This is a genomic window from Caballeronia sp. GAWG1-1, assembly GCF_023631465.1.
GTDB lineage: Bacteria > Pseudomonadota > Gammaproteobacteria > Burkholderiales > Burkholderiaceae > Caballeronia.
The window spans coordinates 93,895-119,647 of the sequence record NZ_JALQDB010000025.1 but is presented as its reverse complement, the minus strand read 5'-3'; the positions used below and the strand labels follow the sequence as shown (position 1 = coordinate 119,647).

22 protein-coding genes, 2 pseudogenes and 1 riboswitch are annotated in these 25,753 nt (G+C 61.1%); of the genes and pseudogenes, 14 read left to right on the top strand and 10 right to left on the bottom strand.

The genetic code is table 11. From position 1 onward, the window contains the following. Position 1: 1 nt before the first annotated feature. The 4 genes from NCT03_RS14990 to NCT03_RS14975 all read right to left on the bottom strand — a co-directional run bounded on the left by NCT03_RS14990 (position 2) and on the right by NCT03_RS14975 (position 2,329). Entirely contained in the window at positions 2-622 is a 621-nt protein-coding gene (locus NCT03_RS14990; RefSeq protein ID WP_250492989.1) for a glutathione S-transferase family protein, read from the bottom strand. A gap of 524 nt (positions 623-1,146) precedes the next feature. Further along, positions 1,147-1,512 (bottom strand): response regulator, encoded by a 366-nt coding sequence (locus tag NCT03_RS14985; protein ID WP_244828939.1) that lies wholly within the window; start codon positions 1,510-1,512, stop codon positions 1,147-1,149. Between the two features lie 211 nt (positions 1,513-1,723). Beyond that, positions 1,724-2,026 (bottom strand): hypothetical protein, encoded by a 303-nt coding sequence (locus NCT03_RS14980; protein ID WP_250467680.1) that lies wholly within the window; start codon positions 2,024-2,026, stop codon positions 1,724-1,726. Positions 2,027-2,146: 120 nt separating this feature from the next. Next, the gene (locus tag NCT03_RS14975; RefSeq protein WP_244828938.1) at positions 2,147-2,329 is read right to left on the bottom strand and encodes a DUF1289 domain-containing protein; all 183 of its coding nucleotides are present in this window, start codon (positions 2,327-2,329) and stop codon (positions 2,147-2,149) included. Positions 2,330-2,567: 238 nt separating this feature from the next. Between NCT03_RS14975 and NCT03_RS14970 the strand changes: the two genes are divergently transcribed. After that, positions 2,568-4,583, top strand: coding sequence for an AI-2E family transporter (locus NCT03_RS14970; protein WP_244828937.1), 2,016 nt, complete (start codon positions 2,568-2,570; stop codon positions 4,581-4,583). A 14-nt stretch (positions 4,584-4,597) separates the two neighbouring features. Here NCT03_RS14970 and NCT03_RS14965 read toward each other — a convergent pair whose 3' ends face one another. From NCT03_RS14965 to NCT03_RS14955, 3 genes and pseudogenes are all read right to left on the bottom strand, one after another. Further along, on the bottom strand, positions 4,598-4,831 hold the full coding sequence (locus NCT03_RS14965; RefSeq protein WP_244828936.1) for a hypothetical protein: 234 nt from the start codon (positions 4,829-4,831) through the stop codon (positions 4,598-4,600). Between the two features lie 68 nt (positions 4,832-4,899). Beyond that, positions 4,900-5,173, bottom strand: a pseudogene (locus tag NCT03_RS14960) (chemotaxis protein); the annotation flags it as partial. Positions 5,174-5,216: 43 nt separating this feature from the next. Then, the gene (locus NCT03_RS14955) at positions 5,217-6,008 is read right to left on the bottom strand and encodes a 3-hydroxybutyrate dehydrogenase (RefSeq protein WP_244828935.1); all 792 of its coding nucleotides are present in this window, start codon (positions 6,006-6,008) and stop codon (positions 5,217-5,219) included. A gap of 154 nt (positions 6,009-6,162) precedes the next feature. Here NCT03_RS14955 and NCT03_RS14950 point away from each other — a divergent pair, with 154 nt between their 5' ends. The 4 genes from NCT03_RS14950 to NCT03_RS14935 all read left to right on the top strand — a co-directional run bounded on the left by NCT03_RS14950 (position 6,163) and on the right by NCT03_RS14935 (position 8,803). Then, the gene (locus NCT03_RS14950) at positions 6,163-6,540 is read left to right on the top strand and encodes an ester cyclase (protein WP_250492988.1); all 378 of its coding nucleotides are present in this window, start codon (positions 6,163-6,165) and stop codon (positions 6,538-6,540) included. Positions 6,541-6,644: 104 nt separating this feature from the next. Beyond that, a complete protein-coding gene (locus tag NCT03_RS14945) occupies positions 6,645-7,202 on the top strand; it encodes a carboxymuconolactone decarboxylase family protein (RefSeq protein ID WP_250492987.1) in 558 nt (185 codons plus the stop codon). Positions 7,203-7,211: 9 nt separating this feature from the next. Continuing rightward, on the top strand, positions 7,212-8,045 hold the full coding sequence (locus tag NCT03_RS14940; RefSeq protein ID WP_250467613.1) for a helix-turn-helix domain-containing protein: 834 nt from the start codon (positions 7,212-7,214) through the stop codon (positions 8,043-8,045). A 50-nt stretch (positions 8,046-8,095) separates the two neighbouring features. Then, positions 8,096-8,803: an SDR family oxidoreductase gene (locus tag NCT03_RS14935; RefSeq protein ID WP_350030148.1), complete on the top strand. Its 708-nt coding sequence runs from the start codon at positions 8,096-8,098 to the stop codon at positions 8,801-8,803. 43 nt (positions 8,804-8,846) lie between these two features. Here NCT03_RS14935 and NCT03_RS14930 read toward each other — a convergent pair whose 3' ends face one another. Further along, positions 8,847-9,479, bottom strand: a complete 633-nt coding sequence (locus tag NCT03_RS14930) for a spherulation-specific family 4 protein (protein ID WP_404989411.1) — start codon at positions 9,477-9,479, stop codon at positions 8,847-8,849. Here NCT03_RS14930 and NCT03_RS34105 point away from each other — a divergent pair. From NCT03_RS34105 to NCT03_RS14885, 9 genes and pseudogenes are all read left to right on the top strand, one after another. Beyond that, on the top strand, positions 9,469-9,663 hold the full coding sequence (locus tag NCT03_RS34105; RefSeq protein ID WP_250493099.1) for a hypothetical protein: 195 nt from the start codon (positions 9,469-9,471) through the stop codon (positions 9,661-9,663). The two genes, NCT03_RS14930 and NCT03_RS34105, sit on opposite strands and share 11 nt — an antisense overlap. Positions 9,664-9,714: 51 nt before the next feature. Further along, positions 9,715-9,795: riboswitch (cyclic di-GMP riboswitch) on the bottom strand. 467 nt (positions 9,796-10,262) lie between these two features. Beyond that, complete coding sequence (locus NCT03_RS14920; RefSeq protein ID WP_250492985.1) at positions 10,263-12,926, top strand: bifunctional glycoside hydrolase/polysaccharide deacetylase family protein; 2,664 nt, start codon at positions 10,263-10,265, stop codon at positions 12,924-12,926. After that, positions 12,916-16,794: a tetratricopeptide repeat protein gene (locus NCT03_RS14915; RefSeq protein ID WP_250492984.1), complete on the top strand. Its 3,879-nt coding sequence runs from the start codon at positions 12,916-12,918 to the stop codon at positions 16,792-16,794. Before NCT03_RS14920 ends, NCT03_RS14915 begins: the two co-directional genes overlap by 11 nt. A gap of 32 nt (positions 16,795-16,826) precedes the next feature. Next, positions 16,827-17,378, top strand: a complete 552-nt coding sequence (locus tag NCT03_RS14910) for an LpoB-related protein (RefSeq protein WP_250467609.1) — start codon at positions 16,827-16,829, stop codon at positions 17,376-17,378. A gap of 87 nt (positions 17,379-17,465) precedes the next feature. Next, on the top strand, positions 17,466-18,854 hold the full coding sequence (locus tag NCT03_RS14905) for a PelD GGDEF domain-containing protein (RefSeq protein ID WP_250492983.1): 1,389 nt from the start codon (positions 17,466-17,468) through the stop codon (positions 18,852-18,854). Next, a complete protein-coding gene (locus NCT03_RS14900) occupies positions 18,847-19,857 on the top strand; it encodes a hypothetical protein (protein WP_250492982.1) in 1,011 nt (336 codons plus the stop codon). The genes NCT03_RS14905 and NCT03_RS14900 overlap by 8 nt, the downstream gene beginning before the upstream one ends. Next, positions 19,854-21,491 carry a GT4 family glycosyltransferase PelF gene (pelF, locus tag NCT03_RS14895; RefSeq protein WP_250492981.1) on the top strand — a complete coding sequence of 546 codons (1,638 nt, stop codon included), beginning with the start codon at positions 19,854-19,856 and terminating at the stop codon, positions 21,489-21,491. The genes NCT03_RS14900 and pelF overlap by 4 nt, the downstream gene beginning before the upstream one ends. Continuing rightward, the gene (gene pelG, locus NCT03_RS14890; RefSeq protein ID WP_250492980.1) at positions 21,491-22,873 is read left to right on the top strand and encodes an exopolysaccharide Pel transporter PelG; all 1,383 of its coding nucleotides are present in this window, start codon (positions 21,491-21,493) and stop codon (positions 22,871-22,873) included. Before pelF ends, pelG begins: the two co-directional genes overlap by 1 nt. A 4-nt stretch (positions 22,874-22,877) precedes the next feature. Beyond that, positions 22,878-23,720 (top strand): annotated as a pseudogene (locus NCT03_RS14885) (endo alpha-1,4 polygalactosaminidase); the annotation flags it as partial. A 211-nt stretch (positions 23,721-23,931) separates the two neighbouring features. On the opposite strand, the gene benD reads toward NCT03_RS14885, so the two are convergent. Together benD and benC are read right to left on the bottom strand one after the other, a co-directional pair. Next, on the bottom strand, positions 23,932-24,708 hold the full coding sequence (gene benD / locus NCT03_RS14880; RefSeq protein WP_250492979.1) for a benzoate diol dehydrogenase BenD: 777 nt from the start codon (positions 24,706-24,708) through the stop codon (positions 23,932-23,934). Beyond that, positions 24,705-25,727 (bottom strand): benzoate 1,2-dioxygenase electron transfer component BenC, encoded by a 1,023-nt coding sequence (benC, locus tag NCT03_RS14875; RefSeq protein WP_250492978.1) that lies wholly within the window; start codon positions 25,725-25,727, stop codon positions 24,705-24,707. The genes benD and benC overlap by 4 nt, the downstream gene beginning before the upstream one ends. Positions 25,728-25,753: the final 26 nt, after the last annotated feature.

The window sequence follows — 25,753 nt, the reverse complement described above, 5'->3', positions numbered from 1 at the left end:
CTCAGGCCCGCAGCCCGGCCGCCGTCTTTTGGAACTCGATGAATCCGGGCAGCGCTTCCACGCGCGCCAGCCACGCGTTCACATGGCGATAACCGGACAAATCGACGTTGCCTTCGGGCGCGCTGGAGATGTAGCTGTAGAGCGCGACATCCGCGATGGTCGGATGCGAGCTGCCGATATCGGCGATCCAGTCGCGCGACTGCAATTCTTCGTCGATGACTTCGAGCGAGGCGTGCGCCCGGCCGATGACTTCTTCGGTATCGAACTTCCGGCCGAACACGGTGACGAGACGCGCCGCGCATGCGCCGTAGGCGATCTGGCCTGCGGCAACGGAGAGCCAGCGTTGCACTTGGGCCGCTTCGAGGGGCGTTTCGGGGAGCCAGCGGGCATCGCCGCTTTTCTTCGCGAGGTAGACGAGGATGGCGTTCGAATCGGCGATGACGTGATCGCCGTCGGTAAGCACCGGGATTTGGCCGAAGCGATTCAGGCGCAGGAATTCAGGCGACTTGTGCGCGTTGGCGGCGAGGTCGACGACTTCTTCTTCGTGATCCAGGGCAAGAAGGTGCAAGAAAAGCCGCGCCCGGTGGGAGTGGCCGGAGAGGGGATGGTGATAGAGCTTCATGGCGGGCTTGTCCTTATGTTGGGTTCTTGACAGTCTTCTGACGCGGAGGCGCGTTTTGCTGACCTTTACGGAGGGTCTCTCCGTGTACGAACCAAGTATGGGGACTTGTCCTGCTGAGTTGAATACCAGATGGATTCAAATCACTGTTCTTGTTTGGAGAACGGTGAGGTATTTGGGAGATTTTGATTCACGCTTGAGTAGGCGCGCGGTGGAAGGGCAGCTTAATTGAACTGCAAGCGACCGCATTTGAAATGCGCGTCGCAAGGCGCTTCGTTCCCGAGCGGATACGAAGCCCGGATTTCTTTTTGCGAAGAGACTCCTCGTTCCCGAGCGGATACGGAGAACGCGCAAAGCGCGGCGCTGCCTCGCGAATACAAGCTCGCAATGGCCTCGAAATTAATAAGATTTTATGAGATGTATGGCATCAAAGGCTCGATACCGCGTATGCATGGCAAAGGCAAGTCGATCATTTCTTAGACTTGGCCCGCATAACAACACGGGCCATCAGCATCGCGTCAACGCTCTCAATCCAGTCCCGCCGCAGCCTGCCATTCCTCCAGCGCTCGTTCGAGACCACTAAACGTCACCGGCTTATGCATATACCCGTCGAACGACGGAAAGTCGTTGTCGCCCAATTCCGTGCGCCCTGTCATCGCGATCATGTATGCATCGTGAGAAGCGCCTTCGGCCCGCAAGCCCTCACACATTTCACGGCCGTCGCCATCGGGCAGCTCGACATCCGCGAGGATCACATCGAAGGTATGTGCATGCGCAAGTTCGCGTGCGACGCCGCAATCGTGAGCAAGCTGAACCTGATGCCCCAGTTTGCCGATCAGCGAAGCAATGCCTGCCGCGAAATCGCGATCGTCGTCCAACACCAGAATTTGCATAAGTCGCCCCGTTCGCGCGTTGGTTGAGTTGCTAGCTTCCTATGCAAGGACAGTGCCATCAGCCCGCGATAAACACAGCGCCTTGCGCCGTGTGACCGAGCCAACGAAGCGAACGGTCGTATCAGCCGCGATTTGGAATAGTTACCGGGCAAGCGCGCTCATTGTTGACGAGACTGCTACGCGCACCAGACGCCGCGGGCCACGCGCAACCTTAATTCTGCGGCGGCACATTCGCCTTGTTCCCCGCCAGCGGCGACCCATACCCGCCACTATTCGCGTTGTTAGGCAGTCCATTGACTAGTTGCGCTCGCGGATCGCTCGGATTCAAATTCAACTCTCCCGCCTGCGCATTCCCGTGCGTCGGGTACTGGCTTCCAAGCGGCGCGTCCGGCATGAGCTTGGGGTTGTTCTGAGGCGCGCTCATATCCGTTTCCGCACTCGGCGGATGCAACTGCGCAAACGCGCTCGACGCCGCGAGCAACAAGCCCGTAAAAACACAAAGGCGAACGTTCATGACAAAACTCCCGAGGTGGCGGCGCGAAGCGGTCCGCATTGCTTGAGTCTAGACCCGCGCCGTGCCACGAACGCTGATCTCCCTACCGTCGACCAGTCCAGCGTTTGTCTCAAGCGCGCGCTATTTCTTGTGTTTCTTGAGTTTGGCTTTGCGCTTGCCGCGCTCATCGATTATCCGCACGCGATGCTTGTCCTTCATCTTCTTCCATTCCTTGCATTCTTCCTTCGTGCGCAGGCAACCAATGCAGAAGCCCGTCTTTTCATCGAACTTGCAGATGCTGATGCAGGGCGAATCGACTCCCATGATTTATCCGTGAAAGTGCCGCATGGGCGTGACAGTGGGCCAACAATTTCGCACGCTGCGTGCCCGCGTCGCCAACTGATTGTTTCGATGATCCTCATAGCGCCGCCTAGCGGTGCCCCGCAAACCCTCACCTTTGACCCGAATTGCGGCATGACGCTTGCTTCATGCGGACAAATGCGTGACACGTCCGTTGCGCCGATGACGCTTTTCCCTCCTCACGAGCGAGCGAATAATTCAAATGCCTCCCGCACCCGGCTCGCGCCGTCCACCCGCCAAAATACTGCCGCCCGACGCGCCCGGTCTGCGTGCGCTGGCGTCGCTGGTGACTGGTGTCATCGTCATATGCGCTTTGTACTTCGGGCGCGCGGTACTTATTCCGATCATCCTCGCGATTCTGCTGAGCTTTCTGCTCGCGCCTTTCGTCGATATGTTGCGGCGCATTCGCTTCGGGCAGGTGCCATCGGTGATCGTCGCGGTGTTGCTGGCGTTGTCGGTGCTGACGGCTGTCGGCGCGCTAATCGGCGCGCAGGTCGCGCAACTTGCGGGCGATCTGCCGAAGTATCAGGTTGCGGTAGAACGCAAGATCGACTCCGTGCAGCGCCTGACAGTCGGTCGCGCCGACGAATTTCTCGGGCGCGCATCGCGTGCGCTCAAACGCATTTCGCCCGCGCGCGAGCAGGAGCAGCGCACCGCCGAAAACAATCCCGCCGCCTCGCCGATCGATCAGCCGATGCCGGTGGAAGTGCACGAACCATCGCCGTCGCCGCTGGAACTGGCGCAGCGATTTCTCTCGCCGGTCATCAGTCCGCTTGAAACGACGGGCATCGTGCTGGTGGTCGCCGTGTTCATCCTGTTGCAGCGTGAAGATCTACGCGACCGGCTGATCCGTCTATTCGGCTCGCGCGATCTGCATCGGGCAACTACCGCGATGGACGAAGCCGCGCGCCGTCTTTCGCGCTATTTTCTGGCGCAGCTCGGCATCAACGTGAGCGTGGGCATCATCATTTCGATCGGGCTCGCGGTTATCGGCGTGCCGGGCGCATTGCTGTTCGGCGTGATGACGGCGCTTCTGCGCTTCGTGCCGTACGTCGGGACGTGGATCGCCGCGCTCGTCGCGGTGGTATTCGCGGCGGCGGTTGGCCCCGGCTGGACCATGCTGATCTGGACCATCGTATTGTTCGGCGTGACCGACATCGTCGCGGGACAGATCGTCGAGCCGCTCCTGTACGGTCACAGCACCGGGCTTTCGCCGTTCGCGGTGATCGTCGCGGCAATCTTCTGGAGCTGGATCTGGGGGCCAATCGGTCTCGTGCTGTCGACGCCGCTCACGCTGTGCCTCGTGATTCTCGGGCGCCATGTGGATCGCCTCGAATTTCTCGATGTGCTGTTCGGCGACCGGCCAGCGCTCACCCCTGCGGAAAATTTTTATCAGCGCCTGCTTGCCAACGATCCCGACGAAGCGCTGGCGCAAGCGGAATCGCTGCTGACGGAACGCTCGCTGATCGCTTACTACGACGAAGTCGCGCTCGAGGGCTTGCGGCTCGCGCACAACGACGTGCTGCGCGGCGTGGTGACGGTGGATCAGTTGCGGCGCATCAACGAGTCGGCGCTCGACATCATCGAAGGGCTGGAGGAAACCGACGATACCGCCGTGCTGCCGCCGCCTCATCGCGAAGATCCGCCCGCGAGTCTGGAGTCGCCGGACGAAGCGGTGCCGCTCGCCTACGAAGCGCCGCCGCCGCATTTCGACGCGCAAGCGGAAGGTCACACGGCGTCGGTGTTGTGCATTGCAGGGCGCAGCGAACTGGACGATCTGGCCGCGACAATCGCGGTGCAACTCTTTAGGAAGCACGGGCTGGGCGCCGATCTGGCGGGCTACGAACGCTTCTCGCGCGGACGCTTCGGCGAAGTGAACCTGCACGGCGTGTCGATCATCTGCGTGGTCTCGTTCGATGCCGCCGAGTCGCCGCCATATCTGCGCAATCTCTTGCGCCGCCTGCATCAGCGTGCGCCGGCAGCCGAGCTGATCGTGGGACTCGTGTTCCCCGAAAGTCCGCTGCAGGGCGAAGCGCTGGTGCGCACGAGTTCGGCGGCGGTGTCGTTCAAGGAACTGGTCGAGGCATGCGTGGCGGCGGCGCGCCGTCAATCGACCGATGGCGTCTCATGGACCGGACTCGATCCCTCGGATGGCGAAGCCGCGCTCGAAGGACCGTCCGCGCCCGAAGAGGACGCGCCGGCGTTGCGCAACGGCTGAAGCCTGCCGCCGCCTTAGCGGTTGCCGTCGAACAAGTCGTTGAGCATGGTGTCGAATGCGGCTTGCGCCTCTTCGAGCTCTTGCAGGGCGGCGTCGAAGGCCGTCAGCGCGAGTTGCGTCGGGCGGCCGTCGCCCTCGGGCGCGAACTGCTTCTGCAAGGCAAGAAAGGCGGATTGAACCTGGCGCGTCGCGTTGACGATGCGTTCCATCGCGCGCGCTTCTTCTTGCCGGTTGGCTTCTGCGGTCATGTGGGGCACTCCTTGTTGGCAATGCCCGATATTATCAAGCGCGGAAGCCTTCGCGGTCCAACTCCGACTCAAGCCGTCGCTTTTGGGCCGGCGACCGTGAACAATCTTACCGCTTCCTCCAGCACCACCGCCCGCTTCGCCGGGCGCTTGGCCGTCACCGCCGCCTGTTCGACCAGCGCCGCGTTCTACTGGGTCGAATCGTCGAGATGCGAGACTGCCTGATTCACTTGCGCGATCCATCCGCCTGCTCGCTGCTGGCTTTCGCCACTTCCATGATGATCGTCATACGCGGTTCACTGCTTCGTCGATAGCACGCATCTGGCGCGTCGTGCGCGTGACGAGGCGTGCGTTTCGTGCCGATATCGGCGCCGCTTCGCCGGGCGCTTTATTGCGCGCTCCAGCCGCCGTCGATCTTCAACTCCGAACCGCGCATTTCGCTCGCGGCGTCGGAGCAGAGGAACACGGCGAGATCGCCGATCTGCTCCGTCGTCACGAACTGCGCCGACGGCTGCTTCTCGCCGAGCAGCTTCGCGCGGGCGTCGTCGGGCGAGAGCGATTCGCGTGCGGCGAGATCGTCGATCTGCTTCTGCACGAGCGGCGTATGCACGAAGCCGGGGCAGATGGCGTTGACCGTCACGCCGCTGCGCGCGTTTTCGAGCGCGGCGACCTTCGTGAGTCCGAGGATGCCGTGCTTGGCCGCCACATAAGCGGACTTGCCGACCGACCCGACGAGTCCGTGCACCGAAGCGATGTTGATGACGCGTCCCCAGCCGCGCTCGCGCATGCCGGGCAGCGCGACGCGCATGGTGTGAAACGCCGAGCTGAGATTGATGGCGATGATCGCGTCCCAGCGTTCCACCGGAAACTGGTCGATGGTCGCGACATGCTGGATGCCTGCGTTGTTCACGAGAATATCGACCGCGCCGAAGGTTTCGTTGGCGAAGGCGAGCATGGCTTCGATTTCGCCGGGCTTGGTCATATCGGCGTCGTGATGCACCGCTTTCACGCCGATGGCTTCGATCTGCGCGAGGGCGCCGTTCACATCGCCGAAGCCGTTGAGCACGAGATTCGCGCCGGCTTGCGCAAGCGCCGTGGCAATGCCTAAGCCGATGCCGCTCGTCGAGCCGGTGACGAGCGCGGTCTTGCCGGCGAGCGATTTCGATGCGAGTTGAGTCATGGACGGATTTCTCGATGAGTTTGAAGGGAGATGCGCGTTCGGCTGACTTTACAAAACGTCGCTAAGTTTGCCTAGTGCGTAAAACACCGCGCATCGAAACACGGCCGCAAGGAGCCGATGTTATCTTTGCCAGCAACCCCAAGGAGCCCGACCCATGCTCTCACTCATTTACCGCGACTACATTGCCTGCCTGAACGAAAAGGACTGGACGAAGCTCGGGCAGTTCGTTCACGACGAGGTGTCGTATAACGACGTGCCAGGCACGCTGGCGGGCTATATCGGCATGCTGGAGCGAGATTACGAGCAGATTCCCGATCTGCATTTCAATATCGAACTGCTCATTGAGGATGCGCAGACGGTGGCGGCGCGCCTGCTGTTCGATTGCTCGCCGAAAGGGACGTTCCTCGGCGTGCCCGTGAACGGCCGGCGCGTGTGCTTTCGCGAGAACGTGTTTTATCGGTTTCGCGATGAGCGTATCGAGCGGGTGTGGTCGGTCATCGATAAGGCGGCGATTGAAGCGCAAGTCTTGTGAATGATTACATGCCATGTAATTGGCGAGCCTCACGCGCGCTCCTACTCTCTCATCATCGCGATGCAGCCATGTTGGCCGCAGCGTTCGAGAACAAGGAGCCTCTCATGTCGAACCATACCGTTCATACGATTCAAACCGCCCCCGAGCAATCGAAGCCTGTGCTCGAACGCCTGCAACGAACCTTCGGCCTCGTGCCGAACATCGCGGGCGCGATGGCTGCATCGCCCACGCTGATCAATGGCTTCATCGGCTTGTTCGAGCGCGTGCACGCTAGCAGTCTCAGCGAGCCGCAGATTCAGACGCTGCTGCTCACCAACGCGGTGACGAACCGCAGCGAATGGGCCGCCGCGTTTCATACGGCGCTCGCGTTGCAACAGGGCGTGAGCCGCGCCGATGTCGATGCCATCCGCGAAGCACGCTTGCCCGCCGATGCAAACCTCGCCGCGCTTTCGATGCTGGCGCGCACGCTCATCGACAGGCGCGGCCGGATCGATCGTGCGGACGAAGAGCGTTTCATCGATGCCGGCTTCAGCGCCGCGCAGATACTTGATGTAATCGCGGTCGTGGCGGCATCGACCATCACGAATTACACCGGTAGCGTCACGCAACCGCCGCTCGAAGCGCAGTTCGCCGAGTATGCGTGGCAAGCGCCGACACGTTGAGGAAGGCACATGACGACAGCCGCTCACGCCGAGAAAAGTCGAACGTCGAACGCTATCGGCGACCTGCTGCGTTACTGGCGCGATGTGCGCGGCGTGAGTCAGCTCGGCTTGTCGCTGGACGCGGGCGTATCGCAGCGGCAGATTAGCTTCATCGAAAGCGGCCGCAGCGTGCCGGGCCGGCAGACTGTTCTTGATCTTGCCGAGACGCTCGACGTGCCGCTGCGCGAGCGCAATGCGCTGTTGCTTGCAGCAGGCTATGCGCCGCTCTATTCCGATGCGCCGTGGAACGCCGAAGAGATGCAGGGCGTCGTGCGCGCGCTCGAACGCGTGTTGCGTCAGCACGAGCCTTATCCCGCCATCGTCATGGACCGGCATTGGAACGTGCTGATGACCAACGCTGCCGCGCCGCGCTTCTTCAATCGTTTCATCGATATGTCCGCGCGCACGGGGCCGCGCAACATGCTGCATCTGATGTTCGATCCGCTGGGCATGCGCCCGTTCATCGCGGACTGGGGTAACGTCGCGCGCAGTCTCTTGCAACGCGTGCATCGCGAAGCAGTAGGACAGTTTGTCGATGAAGGCACGCGTAATCTCTTCGATGCCTTGCTCGCTTATCCCGATGTGCCGCGCGACTGGCGCTCGCGGGAAGTATCGCGCGGCGCTTCCGCGTTGCCGGTCGTTCCGCTCGGCTTCGTTTTCGAAGGTACGGTGCTCGACTACTTCTCGATGGTGACGACGGTCGGCACGCCGCGAACCATCGCCGCGCAGGAGTTGCGCATCGAGTGTCTCTTTCCCGCCGACGATGCAACGGAAGCGCGGCATTTGGCGACGTTCTCGACATAGGCGCTTGCAGCGCATAGAGTGCTTCATTCGACTCTATGAAGGAGAAACGTATGACGACCACGGACAAGGTTGCACTGATCACGGCGGCGGGCAAGGGCATGGGCGCGGCCATCGCGAAGGAACTCGCGGCCAACGGCTACAAAGTCGCGCTGATGTCGCCTTCGGGCAGCGCCGTTACGCTCGCGGAGCGGTTGAACGGCTTCGGCATGACGGGTTCGGTGGCGCAGGACACGGATATCGAAAAGTTCGTGCAAGGTACGCTCGAAAAATACGGCCGCATCGATGCCGTGGTGAACAACACGGGGCATCCGCCCAAAGGCGATCTCCTCGCACTCGACGACGCCAAATGGCACGAAGGCCTCGACCTCATCATCCTCAACGTGGTGCGTGTGCTGCGCCGCGTGACGCCGGTGTTTCAGAAGCAAGGCGGCGGCGCCGTCGTCAATATTTCGAGCTTCGCAGCGGTGGCGCCGGAGCCGGTGATGCCGGTTTCATCGGCGTTGCGTGCGGCGTTGAGCGCATTCACGCGCCTCTATGCGGAGCGGCACGCGGCGGAAAACATTCGCATCAATTCCGTGCTGCCGGGGTTTATCGATAGCTGGCCGGAAACGCCGGAGATCGTCGCACGCATTCCGGCAGGGCGCTTCGGTAAGACCGAAGAGATTGCGAAGACCGTGGCGTTTCTATTGTCGGACGGCGCGGGCTATATCACCGGACAGAACATCCGCGTCGATGGGGGAATCGTTCGGGCGCTTTGAATGCGATGCCCTGTGTCCGGCGTCGCTTCGTGTGGCCGTGATCTCAAGGCGCGATGGCGTCCGCCGTTTCCTGATCCCAATACGGCGGCAGCGCCTTATAAGGATTCGAACCGGCAAGCGACGTGACATACACGCCGCCCGCGCCATGTGTCTTCGCATACTGAACGACGCCCGGCAACTGCGCGGCCGTTGCGCCATACACCATATGCACGAAGCGGTTCTTCGGATACGCGGCTTGCCAGCTCATCGGTTGATAGCGCGCGTAACTCTTGACCGTGCTCTCGAAGACCACGAACTGATCGGCGGTCGGCAGGCTCGCATAAAGCTCGGGAACGTTCGTTCCCGGGTTACCCATGACCGAGTACGTCGACTTCAATCCTTTGATGTAGTTGTAGATGGACTGATAGAACTGGACGTGCGACATCTGGCTATCGGCCGTCATCTCGTCGATGAAAAAGCCATCGACCTTATAAAGCGTCACGTACGCGTTGATGTCCGCCACGACCGCCGACAGCGAGCGCTTTGCATACGACGTCGATACATAGCCAATCACCTTGCCGCCCGCCGCATGAAGTCGTGTTACGGCGGCGGCATAGGCGACGTCTTCCTTGATACCGGGACCGCTGTTCGGATTCAGAATGGCCGTGGTCGGAACCTTGCGCGCGGTGGCGGTCAAGCTGTTCCAGTTCGAGACGCTGCTCGTGGCATTGAAATACGAGGGGACGACGATGCTGGTGGCCGTGTTGACCGTTGTGGCCGTTGTGGCCGCTAAGGCCGTGCTACCGGTGCCCAACAAGGCGGCGAGAGGCATTGCCCACTTCAGACAGTTCAAGCATTTCAAAGCTGCATTCAGCATTTAGCCTCCTGACGCGGTCATTCGAGCCGCTGTCTTTTGGCCCGCCGCACAGACGGCGGGCAACTGGCAAACTCTCGTTAAGAAAGTCCCTTTAGTTTTGCGTCGCCGGATCACTCCGGTTTTGCCCCTCTCCCCTAACGGCAGGCTTTGAGATTTCTTTAGCGTATTAAAAAGAAATCTTTGGCATCGCTTGATGACGCTTGGACGACTCGTTATCTCTCAGCGCGTCGCCAAACGTTTGCCTTAAAGTTCTATTGAACATGGTCGTTAATGCCTTGCAACGTGCACTGGTTTGTTCGATGCATAAGCGGTCTTGAGCGGCTAAAGGTCATGTGCTATCGTGCGCGCCCTTGGCATTTAAGCAAAAAAATATTGCTTCGCGACCCGCGCAACGCGGGCTTTGCGTAGCGCGATTGCGGCTAGCCGAATGAGCTTGCGGTGACGATTTCCTCAAGGCGATGTCCTTGAGAAAAGCGGGCTGCACTCGTATAAAAATCAAACGGGGAAAAGATCTTGCCGATGGAGAAGTGGACCCGGGCACGCGCCGGTATGTTCTCTTGCGCGCGTGCGGAACGTGCGCCTGAACGTTTCGTGATGCGCGTAATGGCAGCCGTTCTGTTGAGCACGGCGGGCCTTGATCCGTTCATCGCTTATGCGCAAGCGGCGGCGCTGCAGTCCAATGCGCCGCGCGCTTCACAGTCCGCTGCATCTCAACCCAATATCGCTTTCTATTACGCGGCGAATCCGCCTGTCGATCAATTGCAGGCATTCGACGCAGTGGTCCTCGACCCGGTAGCGGGCTTCGATCCGTCCATGCATCCGCTCGCGCATACGACATGGATCGCGCGTAGTCAAAGCGGCAATGCCGCTGAAATCGAAGCGCTGTGGCAGCGTGGTTATCGCGGATTTTTCCTCGATACGCCAATCGCTCTTGCCGCAGCCCTTCGAATTCATGCGGCGCATCCGGACGCGCGTCTTATCGCGGGTGGCGAGAACATTGCGCAAAGCGCGTTGCCCTATGCAAGCGCGCTGTATGCGGTCGTCGGCGATTCGCTGATTCGCGGTATAGACGAAAGTGGTCAGTTCACGGAAGTTCCTGAAGCGTTGCGCGCACGGCGCATGGCGGCGGCGCGCGAATTCACGCAGCAGAGCGGCGTGCCGGTCGTGTCGATCGAGTATTGCAATCGCAACGACCGGCAGTGCGCGCGCGATACAGCGAGCCGCGTCGTGTCCGCAGGCATGCTGCCTTACGTGACGAGCAAGGCGCGCGATGTGGTCGGCATCGGCAAGATAGAAGTGCTGCCGCGCAAGATTCTCGTCGTGCAGGACCGCGATACCAAGGACCCGCTCGATTTAAGCGCGGGGGTGCGTGACCTCGCCACGCCGCTCAATTACATGGGCTACGACGTCGAGTACGCCGACTTTTCGTCGCGCTTGCCGGATAACATCACACCCGACCGTTACGCAGGCGTGGTCGCATGGATTCAGCGCGGCGCGGTGCCCGATGCACAAGTCTGGCAACGATGGGTTGCCGCGCGCATGGCGGATCACATTCCTGTCGCGTTTCTCGGTCAGTTCGGTTTCGATGCAGCCGGTTCCGCTGGCGCCGCGCTCGATCTGCAACCGGTCGGCGGAACGTTCGCGGCGCCCGTCACGGTCGTCAAGAGCGATCCGATGATCGGCTTCGAGATCAGCCCGAAACCGGAACCGCGCGATCTGCAAGGGGTGCGCGTGGGTCCGCGCAGTCAAGCTTTGCTGCGCGTCTCGGCAAGCGGAGAGGAGGTGGACCAAGTCGCGCTCACGCCGTGGGGCGGGTACGCGCTGAGTCCTTACACAGTCGTATCGTTGGACAGCATCGAACAGGAACGCTGGGCCATTCAACCGATGGCCTTCATGAAGGCGGCGCTGCATCTGCAAGACATGCCCGCGCCGAGCGTGACGACGGAAAACGGCCGACGCCTTTTCATGTCGCACGTGGATGGCGATGGCTTCGCCTCACGCGCGGAATTCCCCGGTCCCGACTACTCGGGCGAAGCGTTGTATCAGCAGATATTCACGCGCTATCAAGTGCCGATGACGCTCTCCGTCATCGAAGGCGAAGTCGGTCCTGCCGGTCTGCATCCGGATATCTCGCCCCGTCTGGAAGCCATCGCGCGCAAGATGTTCGCGCTGCCGCATGTCGAGATCGGCACGCATACGTACTCGCATCCGTTTCAGTGGGAACAGGTCGACAGCAAGGGCGCACAGATGGATCGCGGCGGTGGCGACGCGGCGTTCTCGTTGAATATCCCGGGATATCGCTTCAATATCGATCGTGAGATCACGGGCTCGATCGACTATATCAACTCGCGTCTTGCACCTGCCGGCAAGAAGACCGTGCTCCTGCAATGGTCTGGTGACTGCCGTCCGCCTGGCTTCGTCGTGCGCAAGGTGGCCGAGGCGGGCGTCTACAACTTCAATGGCGGCGATACGGTCATCACGAAGTCGGCCAATAGCTGGACCAATATCGCGCCGGTCGGTGTGGACAAGGGACCCGGCGCATATCAGGTCTATGCGCCGAATCAAGACGAGAACGTCTATACCAACGACTGGCAAGGTCCATTCTATGGCTTCACGCGCGTGCTGGAAACGTTCGCGATGACCGAGCGTCCGCAGCGCTTCAAGCCGATCGACATCTATTACCACATGTATAGCGGCACCAAGGTGGCGTCGCTGCGCGCGTTGGATCAGATCTTTTCGACGACACTCAAGCAGCCGGTGATGCCGGTCTATGTGAGCGAGTACATCCGCAAGGTGCTTGACTGGCATACCTTCGCGGTGGCAAAAGACATCGATTCGAAGTCCGGTCAATGGCTCGTGCGCGGCAATGGCGAAGTGCGCGAATTGCACTGGCCGCAAGCGGCAAAGCCATCGGTCGATGATGCTTCGGGCGTCACGGGTTTCGCGCCGGGGCCTGACGGTACTTACATCCATATCGATAACGGCAGTGCGCGTTTTGCCATGGGCGGTACAACGACCGCGCCGTATATCGAAGAGGCAAATGGTTTCGTGCGCAACTTTCGCCGCACGTCGAAAGGCATGCAGTTCGAATTTGCCGGCCACTATCAGCCGTTCGTCAGGGTAGCGAACGCGCAGCAGTGCAAGGTCCGCGTCAACGGTCGGAGCGTTGCTGCTCGACGCGATGGCGATTTCCTGCGCTTCGAGACGTCGGCCGACGTCGGATCTATCTTGAACTACAAGCCGGTCGAGGTCGCCTGTGCTCGTTAATCGCCCTCGTATTGCGCCAACGTGGCTCGTGATGTTGCTCGCGGGCGTCGTGTTGATCACGCTATGGTTCATGCATCCGCGTGGCGGATTGCGCAACCGCTTGACATCCACCGATGCACCGAGCGATCTCAGCATCGCTTATCTTGAAGCGTGGCTGCGCGTGCAGCCCGGCAACACGGAGATTCTCTCGGTGCTCGGCACGCAATACGTGCGTCTCGGGCGCGATGAAGATGCGCGCCGCATTGCTGACCGCATGGCCGCCGCGCCTGGTGACGAGCTTCATCGCGCCGCACAGTTGCTGCGCCTGACCGTGGATACGCGCGAGACCTTCGCATTGCCCGCGAACGATCCGGGCCGCGAGGCCGCGCTGGTTCGCCTGCGCACGCAACTGACCAACGCGGCGGCGCTGTCGTGGTCGAATGCGGACTTGCAAATGCTGGCCGAAGCGGCTGCATCCGCAAATGCGCAACAGCTTGCGGGGCAGCTCTATGCGCGGCTTGCCGTGCAGGACCCGGCACGACAGACGCGCTGGAATCGCGAAGTGGTGCGCTTTGCCATGTATGGCGGCGACTATCGCGGCGCGGCGGAAGGCTGGTTCCGTTTGCAAGCGAAGGCACCCACGTTCGATACGAAGCGTGATTGCTTCATCAACGGCATTCGCGCGCTACAGTCGGGCAATCTGCTCGATGAAGCGCTTGGCGCCGCGAAGGAACATGGCGCGGCGTTCGCGCACGATCACGCGACGCTTGTCGTGCTGCTGAATCTGGCGCGCGCGGCGCATCGGCCGGACCTCGTGGATCGTTATGCAAAGGCGCTCGCGGGTTATGCGCAAGCGCAGCCAACGGATGAAGACGGCGCGCTACGGCTGGTCGCGTATCTTCGCGAGCGCGCATCACAGAAAGAATATGCGTACATGGATGGTTCGCAGCCGATGCATACGCACCGTCACGATGTGCATGTCGTTCGTGTTGCCACGCCTGCATCGGCTCCGAACGCCACGGACGATGTCCCGGGTCTCCTGTACCAATCGTTCCTCGAATCGAACGACTTGCAGAACGCACAGCGCGTCGCGAGCGAACAGGTCGAGAAGAATCCCGGCTCGACGGTGTGGACGAAGCGGCTCGCTCAAGTATCCGAATGGAATCACGCGTCGCCGCTCGCGCTCAAGATGTGGCTCGCTTACGCGCAAGCCACGCACGACCCGGAAGGCTGGAAAAACGTCATGCGTCTGGCTCCGATGCTCAACGACGACAACGCGTATCTCGCCGCGTTGATCCAGGCATCGAATGCCGCACCCGCCGATCTCAAGCTGCTCGACTCGGTCGTCGCGGCATACGAACGTCTCGGCCGTCCGGACGATGCACTGGCGTTCCTGCGCACCCGTCAGCGCACGATATCGAACGAGGCCATCGTTTTGCGGCTTGGCCAACTCGCGGAACGCTCGGGCCACGACGACGAAGCGCTCGCCGCTTATCGCGCGCTGAACAAGCGCAATCCGGCGAACACGCAATACGCATTGCGCACCGCGAGCCTTTTGTATCGTCATGGCGACTACAAGGGTGCGCTCGATGCCTTGCTCGCTGCACGCCAAGGCGCCAGGAACGATGACATTCTGTTCTGGCGCAACGCGGCGCAACTCGCGCGTCTTCTGCAACGGGATGACATCGCCAACGACGCGTACAAGCATCTGCTTGCAAGCGGCGAGGCCACGCCCGAAGACTTGAGCGCCATGACGTACTTCTACGACGCTTATCCAGTCGATGCCGCTCGCACCTCGGAGTTGCAGTATCGCCGCGATCGTTCGCCGCGCTCGCTGGAAAGCGCAGTTCACTATTACACCGATGCCGAGCAATACGATCGCGCCGATGCATTGCTCAAAAGCCTGAGCCCGGAGCAACTCGCCGTTGCGTCCGAGTCGCCGTCGTTCCTGCGCATTCGCGCCGAATACTATCGACAGACGAACCGTCCGCTCGATGCGCTCGCCGATCTTCAACATGCCGTCACGCTGCCGGGTGCCGCGCTCGACTTGCGCGCGGCATTGCTCTGGACGCTCGTCGACTACGGCACGGATGCGCAATTGCACGACGCGCTCAAGCCATGGCGCGATACGCCCGCGCAAGAGCCCGCGTTGTGGGGCCCGCTCGCTGCTGCCTATATGCGCTTGAACAAGCCTGAAGCCGCGCTCAAGTACTTGCGTCTGCAAGCGGCGTCCGCATCGCGTGATCCGCTGTGGCAGTTGAGCTATGCCGAGGCGCAAGAGATGGCCGGACGCAGCGATCTCGCATGGTCCATTCGCCGCAATGTCTGGCGCCAGATGCAGGACGAGGAAGCGGCCGTTCGCGCGAACACGGCGGTGGGAAAGAACATCGTGCAGACGCGCCAATCACAAGGCAGTGAAGTGCGTGAACAACTGCAAGGCCGGCGCGTGACGCTGGCATCGATATTCGAGAACGCGGATGTATCGAAGGCATTGCTCATCGACCTGCTCGCAACCGATGCCGGGCGCAACGACGACACCGCCGCACGCCGCACCTTGCTGGGCGATACGGCCGGTTTGCCCGCTGCGCAATTGAAGGCATCGAACGCGAGTGCATCTCCGAAAGAGACACAACTGACCTCGTCCGTTGCACGCGATGTCGCGCTTGCCTGGGCCATGTCGCACGAAGCGAATCCGTTGGCGAAGCGCTGGCTCGCGCGTCAATACGCCGACGTGCTGGTTCAGCCTTCGGAGCAGTTGATCGCCATTGCGCTTGCCGACAACGACAAGCCCGCGATGGAACGTCTTCTCGATGATCAGAAGGCGCGTTTGCCGATCTATGACCGTATCGATGCATCGATCGCGGTGGATCGTCCGGGCGATGCACAAAAGCTCGCGTTTCAAGGCCTCGAAGATGCGCCCTATGACGATGAACTGCATGGCCGCCTTGTGCAGACCTCACTGACGTGGCCGCAATCGCTCGATGCAAGCGTCACGAGTTATGTCGAACATCCGCTCGATTACATCCAGCAGACGCTTGGCGGCAGCCTCAAGATCGCGGACAAATACATGATCGGCGTGAAGGGCGTTCAACGCTTCCAGCATTCGACGGATTCATCGCAACTCACCGATGTCCCTTCGGTGGATCGCTCGTTGGAAGTCTTCGCGCGCCGCCAGACTTACGACACGGCGTTCATGGTCACCGTGGGCCGCCGCGAAGCGCTCGACAGTTTTTACAGCGTATCGGTGGGTGCCGAATGGGGCCGAAATTCCGCGTTGTCGCTCGCCGTGAAGGCGGGCTACAACCAGACCGCACGTGAGTCGCAAGTGTTGCAAGTGGGCGGTGTGAAGGACAACGTCGCAGGCACCGTGACGTATCGCGCGACGGAAAGCCTCTATGCCACGGGCACGGTCGAAGCCGATCGCTTCTATAGCCAGGCGCGTAACTATCTCGGTAGCGGCGTGCTGTCGACGGGCGAGCTCGGTTATCGCATTCGCACGAATTATCCGGACTACACGCTGCGCCTGATGGGCGCGCATGGCGGATACGGCGCAAGTGGCGCCGCCGATGGCCTGATCTCGCGCCTCATTCCGGTGACCGCCGGTCCGGTGAGTGCGGCGAGCTTCATTCCGCAAAGCTACTCGCAATACGGCCTGTTCTTCGGTTTCGGCAACGATCTGCTCGATCAATACACGCGCGCATGGCGGCCATTCTTCGATGCAGGCGTGCTGCACGACTCGAATCAGGGCTGGGGACCGTCCATCAGTCTTGGCCTCGCGGGCACCGTGTTCGGCGGCGATCATGCGGCGCTTTATTTCTCGCATCAGCGTGTGTCGCGTCTCGGTACGCCGGTCACGCAAATCGGTGCGCGCTATAGCTGGTTTTATTGAAACGATTCTGGATCCACGGAAGGGGAAGCAACATGCACGGTATCAAACGACTCGCGCGTTCAGGCGCATGGTGTGTGGCGGCAACCGCGCTCGCGCTTGCAATGAGCGCATGCGGAACGGTGCGTCAGACGGCCGGCCCGACGCTCACGCATGGCGACAAGGTGGCTGTCGTGTCCATCGCCAACTACACGGAAACGCCGGATGCGGGCAAGAGCGCCGAATCCATCGCGGCGAATACGCTGCGCGCAGGCGGTGTCGGTGATGTACGTATCGCTCCCGCCGATACCAACCGCAACGCGCTCTTCGATAACGCGCAACGCGGCGATGGCGACAAGTCGCTCGAATGGGCACGCTCGCAAAACGCGCGCTATGTGCTGACGGGCGCGGTCGAGGAATGGCGCTACAAGACCGGCGTAGATGGCGAACCGGTAGTGGGCGTGACCTTCGAACTGATCGATGTCGCGAACGGCTCGGTCGTCTGGAGCGCAACGGGAACGCGTACGGGCTGGAGCCGCTCGGCACTGTCGAGTGTGGCGACCACTTTGATCGGCAATGTGCTGTCGCCGTTGCAAGCGCGCCAGTAAGTCGCCGATCAAGCTTGCCCGCCTGCCGCCGACATACAGAATGCAGGCCGATACGAAATAAGCACGAGACAAGAAAAGGAAATGGCCGTGAATACCGCAGCCGTCGAAACCAACCCGGGCGCCGCCAAGCGCCACGCGCATCCGTTCGGCAATCTGGGCCGCGTGCGCCGCTTTCTCGCGCCCGCGGTGGCGCGGCCCTTCGCTATCGTCGAAAGCGTCGCGCTGATGCTCATCATGCTGTCTGTCGCGCGCTGGCTTCAGCATGACGATCCCTTACTCGTGCGCGGCGGCTTTCCGTGGCTATGGATGGTGCCGCTGCTCGTCGCGTTGCGCTACGGTACGCTGCTCGGCTTGCTGTCCAGCTCCATCATGTTCGGTGTGTGGGAGTTGTTCTATCCGCCGGGCGGCACGTTTCCCGCGTTGTATTTCGCGGGCGGTCTTTGTCAGACGATCCTTGCCGGTCATTTCGGCGATACGTGGGGCAGCCGCGCGGAACGTGCATCGTCGCTGAACGATTATCTGAACGACCGCCTCGTTGCGTTGACCAACAGTCACTACTTGCTGCGTCTTTCGCATGAGCGGCTTGAGAAGGATCTGCTGTCGCGTCCGACGACGTTGCGCGATTCGATCACCGAGTTGCGGCGGCTTTCCGTCGCCGGCGACACGGCGAAGAACGATTCATCGATGCGCGGCGCGGATGGCCTGCTCGAGTTCATCGCGCAAGCATGTCAAATTGAAGTGGCCGCGCTTTTTCCGGTGCATCGCGGCAAACTGGGCATGGAGCCGATCGCCCAACTCGGCGATGCCTTCACGCTCAAGCTCGACGATGAACTCGTCATGCATGCGCTCGCCACGCAAAACGTCGCGCATCTGAAGAACGTCGATTCGACCGTGCCGGTCAGCGAGTATCTCGTCTGCGCGCCGCTGGTTTCCGCCGATGGCGAATTGCGTGCGTTGCTCGTCATCAAGCGCATGCCGTTCCTGTCGCTCAACTTCGACAATCTGCAACTCCTGCTGGTGCTGTTGGGTTACTACGCCGATGGCGTGGCGCACGCGTCCTTCGTGCAGCGCATTGTCGATCAGGTACCCGATTGTCCGCATGAATTCGCGCTCGATCTCGGCCGTCTGACGCGTCTGCAGAAGAAAGCGGGCGTGGCTTCCTCGCTGGTCGCGCTCGTGTTTCCGCGCGATGAAGAAGGCGATGAACTCTTCGAACACGTCATACGCCGCCGCCGTTCGCTCGACGTCATGTGGCCCCTGCAGACGCCGCGGCAATCCGTGCTGCTCAATCTCATGCCCGCAACGGATACGACCGGCATCGACGGCTATCTCGCGCGTATCGAAGCAAGTCTGAAAGCGCAGTTCAATACCGACCTCGAAGGCGCGCGCGTTGGCGTGCATACGCTGCATCTCGGAGGCGAGGAACCTGGCGCGGCGCTCAAGCGTCTTCTCAAGCGAAGTGGCCTCGATGTCTAAAGGGTCCTCACTCCTCCTCGGCGCGCTCGCGGCTATCGTCGCGGGAATCGTGCAATACCTTGCGATTGCGAGCCTGATGCAGGCGCCGGGCGCGTTCGATCCGCTCATGCGCTTCCTGGCTTGGCAGGCCGCAGCGGGTCTGGCCGAAGCCGTTGCGTTTCGCGCCTGGTTGCCGCGGAACTATCGCGAGCCGCTCGCGTGGTCGTTGCTCTCGTTGTGGCTTGCGTGCACGTTCGTACCGCTCTTGGGTGGCGTCGTGGTGCTCGTGAGCTGCATCTGGGCAGCGCTCTTTCCCGCGCTCAAGGAAAGCGGCGAACTCGACGATGTCGCGCGTCCCAAGTTCGTCACGTATCTGGTGTCGCGCGTTCAGCATGGCGGCGGCGCGCGCTTGCAGGCACGTCTTGCGAACACGCAGGTGGCATCGACGGATCGACTGTCCGCGTTGGTTGCCATTCAGAGCATGCCGACCCGCACCACCGGCACCTTGCTGCGCGACTTGCTCGCCGATCCCCTGGAAGATATTCGCCTGATTGCATACGGCACGTTGGACCATGCCGAGAACGAGATCATGCAGAAAATCTTCAGAACGAGCAAAACGCTCGAAGCAACCGGGAAGCCGGCCGAGCGTCACGCGCTGAATCGTCTGCTTGCCGAACTCTACTTCGAGCTCGTGTACCAGAATCTCGTGCAAGGCGCGGTCTATAAGCACACGCTGCAGCAAGCCGACCGCTACGCGCAGGCCGCGCTCGAAACCGATTCATCGGATGCCGCACTGTGGCTCATTCGCGGACGTTTGGCGCTCGCAAGCGGCTTGCCCGATGAAGCGCATGAACACATTGGCTGCGCGCTCGAGCTCGGCTTTCCGCGCGAACGTCTCGTTCCCTGGCTTGCCGAAGCGGACTTTCTGCGCGGCGAATATTCACGCGTGGCGAGCCTTCTGGCGACGCTCGGCAATGCCGCTTCGTTGCCCACGCTCAAACCGGTTGTGAAGTACTGGTCATGATGAAAGAACTCCCGATCCGCCGCGCCGCCGATGCCGATGTCTGCCTTCTCCTCGAAGGCACGTTCCCGTTCGTGCGCGGCGGCGTATCGAGCTGGGTCAACGAGATGATCCGCTCTTACCCCGACACACGCTTCGCGATCGTCTTCATAGGCAGCCAGAAGTCGGACTATGCGGGCGTCGCTTATGCATTGCCCGACAACGTCGTGCATATCGAAACGCATTACCTGTACGAGCCGGCCACGGCGGATTTCACGCCGCGCGCGGCCGCTGGCGACAGCGCCGCATTCGTGCGCTCGCAGCAGTTGCACGACACCTTGCGCGACCCGCGTAACGGCCGCGATGCTGGCGCGTTGCTCGCCGACATGATCCCGATGATCGGCACGAGCGGCGCGCTCAACGAAGAGCAGTTCCTCACGAGCCGCGCGGCGTGGCATACCATCGTCGATCAATACGAGCAGTTCTGCACGGACCCGTCCTTTACCGATTACTTCTGGACCGTGCGTATCATGCACAAGCCGCTGTGGCAGCTTGCGCGCGTGGCGGAGCAGTTGTTGCCGGCCAAGGTTTATCACACGGTATCGACGGGATATAGCGGCTTTCTCGGCGCGTTGATGCACTACCGTACCGGACGGCCCTTGCTGATCTCCGAGCATGGCATCTATACGAAGGAACGCAAGATCGACTTGCTGCAAAGCCAGTGGATTCGCGACAACCGCGGTGTGTTCGAACGCGACATCTCGCGGGTGAGTTACTTCCGCGAACTGTGGGTGCGTTTCTTCGAAGCGATCGGCAAGCTTGCCTACGACGCCGCCGACGATATCGTCGCGCTCTACGAAGCGAATCGCCAGCGTCAGGTGATGGACGGTGCGCGTGCCGAGCGCACGCAGTGTATCCCCAACGGCATCGACGTCGATGCGCTCGGGCCGCTCGTCGCGCAACGCAAGCCGCGTTCGAATCGCGTGGTTGCGCTGATCGGACGCGTGGTGCCGATCAAGGACATCAAGACTTTCATTCGCGCGATCTTCATCGCGTCGCGCAGCATGCCGGACCTGGAAGGCTGGATCATCGGACCGGAAGAAGAAGATCCCGCTTATGCGCTCGAATGCCGCGCATTGGTGGAGAGTCTCGGCTTGAGCCGCAATCTCAGGTTTCTCGGCTTTCAGCGTATTGACGACATGCTGCCGCAAGTCGATGTCATCGCACTGACCTCGATCAGCGAAGCGCTGCCGCTCGTGGTGCTCGAAGGTTTCGCAGCGGGCGTGCCGGCCATCACGACGGATGTCGGGTCGTGCCGCCAATTGATCGAAGGCGTGGATGAGGAAGATCGCGCGCTCGGATCGGCGGGCGGCGTCGTGCAGCTTGCGGACCCGGCCGCGTTCGCGCAGGCCGTGCTGTCCTTGCTCGCGGATGAAACGCGCTGGCAAGCCGCACAACAAGCCGGTCTCGCACGCGTGCGCCGCTATTACACGAAGAAGCAGATGATCGACCGTTATCGCGCGCTGTATGACCGTCTGTCGGCACTGCCGGATCGCGCGCGCAGCGGCATGTCGGCCAGCGCCGCGCAATGCCCGATGCATCATCACAAACCGGCAGGCGCCGCGAAAGAGCCGCTTGCATCGCAGGAGTCACGCTGATGGCCGGCATTGGTTTCGAATTGCGCAAGATCATGCGCCGCGACACGCTCGCGGGCGTGGCGCGCGCGTATGCCTATGCAGGGTTGATCAGTTCAGGTCCGCTCATTCTGTCGATCTTCGGCATTTTGATCATCGGGCTCATCAGCCTGGCTTCAGTCATACCGAAGTTTGCGATCGTGCAGTTTCAGGTGTCGGTAACATATTTGATCGCGCTTAGTCTGATATTGACAGGACCGTTGCAACTCTCGTTCACGCGCTTCATTTCCGACCGCTTGTTCGAGAAGCGCGATGACCTCGTGCTGTCCAATTACAACGGCGTCGTGCTCGTGTCTTCGGCTCTTTCGAGCGTGGTTGCGGTCGTTGCGATGTTACTAGGCTTTCGTGAAGAGCCGATCGTCTATCGCCTGTTGATGATTACCGGCTTCGTCGTGGTCAGCAATATCTGGATCGCGGTGATCTTTCTGTCGAGCGTGAAGCAGTATCGGCAGATTCTTTACGTGTTTGCCGTGGGTTATGCGTGCGTCGTTTGTCTTGCGCTCGCACTGAACGGCTATGGACTCATCGGTTTGCTGGGCGGCTTCGTGGCCGGCCATATCGTCTTGCTGGCGGGTTTGTCGGGCTTGATTTACCGGAACTATCGCAGCGAGCGCTTCGTGTCGTTCGAAGTGTTCGAAGGACGTTATGCCTATCCTAGTCTCGCGCTCGTCGGCTTGCTGTTCAATATCGGCGTGTGGCTCGACAAGTTCATGTTCTGGTATGCGCCGGGCACGGGTACGCGAGTCATTGGGCCGCTGAATGCATCGGTGATCTACGACATCCCCATTTTTATCGCTTACGTATGCGTGATGCCGGGCATGGCGACGTTCCTCGTGCGTATCGAAGCGGACTTCGTCGAATACTACGACGCGTTCTACGACGCCGTGCGCAGCGGCGCGACGCTGCGCCATATCAGCGAGATGCGCGACATGATGGTGGGCAGCGTGCGTGCCGGGCTCTATGAAATCATCAAGGTGCAGACGGTGGTGCTGCTGCTGATCGTCGCGTTCGGTGAGCGCGTGCTGGGCTTGCTCGGCATCTCGCCCTTGTATATGCCGCTTTTGGTCGTCGATGTCGTGTCCGCGAGTCTGCAAGTGCTGCTGCTCGGCCTGCTCAACGTCTTCTTCTATCTCGATGGACGACGCACCGTCATGAAGCTCACCGGCGCGTTCGTTCTGTTGAATGGCCTTTTCACGGGCATTACGTTGCGGCTCGGACCGGATCTCTACGGCTATGGGTTCGCACTGGCGTTGCTCGTCGTCGTGGTGGCCGCCGTGAAGCTGCTCGACCGCAAGTTCCTGTCTCTCGAATACGAGACTTACATGCTGCGCGGCGGAGTGGCTTAACGACATGAACAAATTCGTCCGACGATCTGGCCTGCGCGCATTGCTGCATTTCGCGCGGATCGCCGCCTTCGGGGCGATGGTGACGGCCGCGCACGCGCAAACGCCATCGGTCGCGCTGTATTACGGCGCAAATCCGCCTGTCGAGGAACTCACCGGTTTCGATGTCGTCGTAGTCGAGCCCGATGCACATTTCGATCCGCAAGCTCATGCGGATACGCACACGGCGTGGTTTGCTTACGTGAGCATCGGCGAAGTGAATCCGCATCGCGCTTACTTCAAGGCAATTCCGTCTGCGTGGATGCCTGGCGTGAATCAGGCGTGGGCGTCGCATGTGGTGGATCAAACGGCGGCGCAATGGCCGGCGTTCGTCGTGAACAAGGTTATCGCACCGTTGTGGAAGAAGGGTTATCGCGGCTTCTTTCTCGATACGCTCGATTCGTATCAGCTGATCGCCACGACCGATGCCGCGCGTGCGGCACAGGAAGCGGGACTCGTGCGCGTCATTCGCGCCATCAAGGCGCGTTATCCGGAAGCGAAGCTGATCTTCAATCGCGGCTTTGAAGTGCTGCCTCAAGTGCATGAATCAGCCTGGATGGTCGCGTTCGAATCGCTGTATCGCGGCTGGGATGCAGGCAAGCAACGCTATACGGAAGTACCGCAGGCCGACCGCGACTGGCTGCTGATGCAGGCCACGACCATCCGCGATCGATACCATCTGCCGGTCCTTTCGATCGACTATTGCGCACCCGCCGACGCCGATTGCAAGGTCGCGACGGCCGCACGCATCGCGGCCGACGGCATCGTGCCCTATGTCACCGATGGCGCGCTCGTCACGGTAGGTACAGGAGCGCCACCAGCGAATTGAACGCAACGAAGAACAACATCATCTGGGAGAGCGAAGCCATGTATGGCATCGTCGGCGCCGTACCCAACGCAATATCGTTCCCGTATTGATCGAAGGGCTGCACGGATGTGGATAAGCCGCGGACTCTGGCTGAGTCGGTCACGGTGGAGTGAGGGGCCATTGCGAACACTGAGCAGCAGCGTGTTCATTGGTCTCACCCATTATCCCCACCCGCCACGGCCAGCACCGCACCCGTGATATACGCCGCCTCATCCGAGGCAAGAAAGAGAATCGGCGCGATCTGCTCGTCGAGCGTGCCGTAACGCTTGAGGAAGGTCGACTCGGTGACCTGCTTGACCGCCTCGCCCATCCATGCTTTCTCTTGCTCGCTATCGCCTGAGGCGTTACGAGGCACTCGTCGCGGAGGTGCCTCTGTCCCGCCGGGCGCAGCCGCAACGACGCGGATGTTGTACGCGCCGTACTCCATCGCAAGCGATTGAGTCATCGCGTTCACGCCGCCCTTCGCCGCGGAGTACGGTACGCGCCGAATCCCGCGAGTCGCATTCGATGAAATGTTGACGATGGTGCCGCAACCCTGCGCGAGCATGTACGGAAGCACGGCATGACACGCGTAAAGCGTTGGCATAAGCGAACGCCGAATCTCCGCATCGATATGCGCGGGCTCGAACTCCGCGAAAGGGCGCATGCGAATGGCGCCGCCCACGCCGTTGATGAGAATGTCGATCCGACCGAACCTGTTCTTTGCAAAAGCCATCGTCGATGCCGCACCGTCGTAGGTTTCGAGATCGGCGACAAACGCAGCCGCATCATCGCTTTGTGCTTCAGCGGCGACTTCCGTCACGAAGTCCGCTCGATCGACGAATAGAACCTTCGCTCCTTCCGCGATCGCACGAAGCGCAACGCCCCGCCCGATCCCTTGCGCCGCGCCTGTGACCACCATGACTTTGCCGGCGAATCGGTTGGTGTTCATGCGGTCTCCGGCGCGGCGTTAGGGGTGAACTTCTCGTAGTGGAAGCTATTCGGCTTCACGCCGGTATCGTCGAAGTACTTGCGCACGGCATCGACCATTGGAGGAGGACCGCAGAGATAGACATCGACGTCACCGTCATTCAATGACTCTGCCGACATGTGCTGCGTGACCCAGCCTTTGCGTGGATGATCCGATTCGGCATCGGCCACGACGGTGCTGTAAGTGAAGTGCGGGAGCTTCATTGCATACGCAGCTATTGCATCGGTTTGCACGAGGTCGAGGTCTCGCGTCACACCGTAGATGAGATGAACCCTTTGCTGCGCGTTTGTCCGGTATAAGACTTCCAGCATCGACAAGAAGGGCGCTAAACCAGTGCCACCCGCAAGAAAGAGCAACGGCCGCTCGACGGGGCGCAGATAGAAGCTACCCAGCGGCCCGGTCAATTGGGTCTTGTCGCCCGGCTGCGCGGATTCGAGCCAGGTACTCATTACGCCGCCCGCAATCTTTTTGATCAGGAAGCTGACCTTGCTTGCACCAGGCGCGGAAGAGAACGAATAGGAGCGATGCTGCCCGCTGCCCGGCACATCGATATTGACGTATTGACCGGCGAGGAACACAGGCGCGGCAGCTTCGACATCGAATTCGAGCACGACGGCTGCGTCGTTATGCGGTTCGACCTTCGCGACGGTCGCGGCAAATTTGCTTTGCTCGGTCTTGCACACTACTGACGATGCCGGCACTGCAATCACGCAGTCGCTTTGCGGCACCATCTGGCACGTGAGGACAAGGCCGGTTTCCTTTTCGTCGTCGCTTAGCGCGTCTTCGATATAGTCGTCGCCGAGGTCGTACGCGCCGCTTTCCGCGCGGCATTTGCAGGTGCCGCATACGCCGTCGGAGCAATCCATCGGCAAGTTGATCCGGGCTCGAAATGCGGCATCGAGGACCTTCTCGCCCGCCTTGCATTCGAAAAAGCGAGTCACGCCGTCTTCGAAGTTCAATGCGATGCTGTAGCTAGACATGTTGTCTCCTGCTTCGTGTCTCGTTC

Excerpts from the sequence above, each read along its gene's own strand:
- NCT03_RS14990 (WP_250492989.1), bottom strand. The coding sequence starts at position 622 with ATGAAGCTCTATCACCATCCCCTCTCCGGCCACTCCCACCGGGCGCGG.
- NCT03_RS14985 (WP_244828939.1), bottom strand. The coding sequence starts at position 1,512 with ATGCAAATTCTGGTGTTGGACGACGATCGCGATTTCGCGGCAGGCATT.
- NCT03_RS14980 (WP_250467680.1), bottom strand. The coding sequence starts at position 2,026 with ATGAACGTTCGCCTTTGTGTTTTTACGGGCTTGTTGCTCGCGGCGTCG.
- NCT03_RS14975 (WP_244828938.1), bottom strand. The coding sequence starts at position 2,329 with ATGGGAGTCGATTCGCCCTGCATCAGCATCTGCAAGTTCGATGAAAAG.
- NCT03_RS14970 (WP_244828937.1), top strand. The coding sequence starts at position 2,568 with ATGCCTCCCGCACCCGGCTCGCGCCGTCCACCCGCCAAAATACTGCCG.
- NCT03_RS14965 (WP_244828936.1), bottom strand. The coding sequence starts at position 4,831 with ATGACCGCAGAAGCCAACCGGCAAGAAGAAGCGCGCGCGATGGAACGC.
- NCT03_RS14955 (WP_244828935.1), bottom strand. The coding sequence starts at position 6,008 with ATGACTCAACTCGCATCGAAATCGCTCGCCGGCAAGACCGCGCTCGTC.
- NCT03_RS14950 (WP_250492988.1), top strand. The coding sequence starts at position 6,163 with ATGCTCTCACTCATTTACCGCGACTACATTGCCTGCCTGAACGAAAAG.
- NCT03_RS14945 (WP_250492987.1), top strand. The coding sequence starts at position 6,645 with ATGTCGAACCATACCGTTCATACGATTCAAACCGCCCCCGAGCAATCG.
- NCT03_RS14940 (WP_250467613.1), top strand. The coding sequence starts at position 7,212 with ATGACGACAGCCGCTCACGCCGAGAAAAGTCGAACGTCGAACGCTATC.
- NCT03_RS14935 (WP_350030148.1), top strand. The coding sequence starts at position 8,096 with ATGACGACCACGGACAAGGTTGCACTGATCACGGCGGCGGGCAAGGGC.
- NCT03_RS14920 (WP_250492985.1), top strand. The coding sequence starts at position 10,263 with ATGGCAGCCGTTCTGTTGAGCACGGCGGGCCTTGATCCGTTCATCGCT.
- NCT03_RS14910 (WP_250467609.1), top strand. The coding sequence starts at position 16,827 with ATGCACGGTATCAAACGACTCGCGCGTTCAGGCGCATGGTGTGTGGCG.
- NCT03_RS14900 (WP_250492982.1), top strand. The coding sequence starts at position 18,847 with ATGTCTAAAGGGTCCTCACTCCTCCTCGGCGCGCTCGCGGCTATCGTC.
- pelF (WP_250492981.1), top strand. The coding sequence starts at position 19,854 with ATGATGAAAGAACTCCCGATCCGCCGCGCCGCCGATGCCGATGTCTGC.
- pelG (WP_250492980.1), top strand. The coding sequence starts at position 21,491 with ATGGCCGGCATTGGTTTCGAATTGCGCAAGATCATGCGCCGCGACACG.
- benD (WP_250492979.1), bottom strand. The coding sequence starts at position 24,708 with ATGAACACCAACCGATTCGCCGGCAAAGTCATGGTGGTCACAGGCGCG.
- benC (WP_250492978.1), bottom strand. The coding sequence starts at position 25,727 with ATGTCTAGCTACAGCATCGCATTGAACTTCGAAGACGGCGTGACTCGC.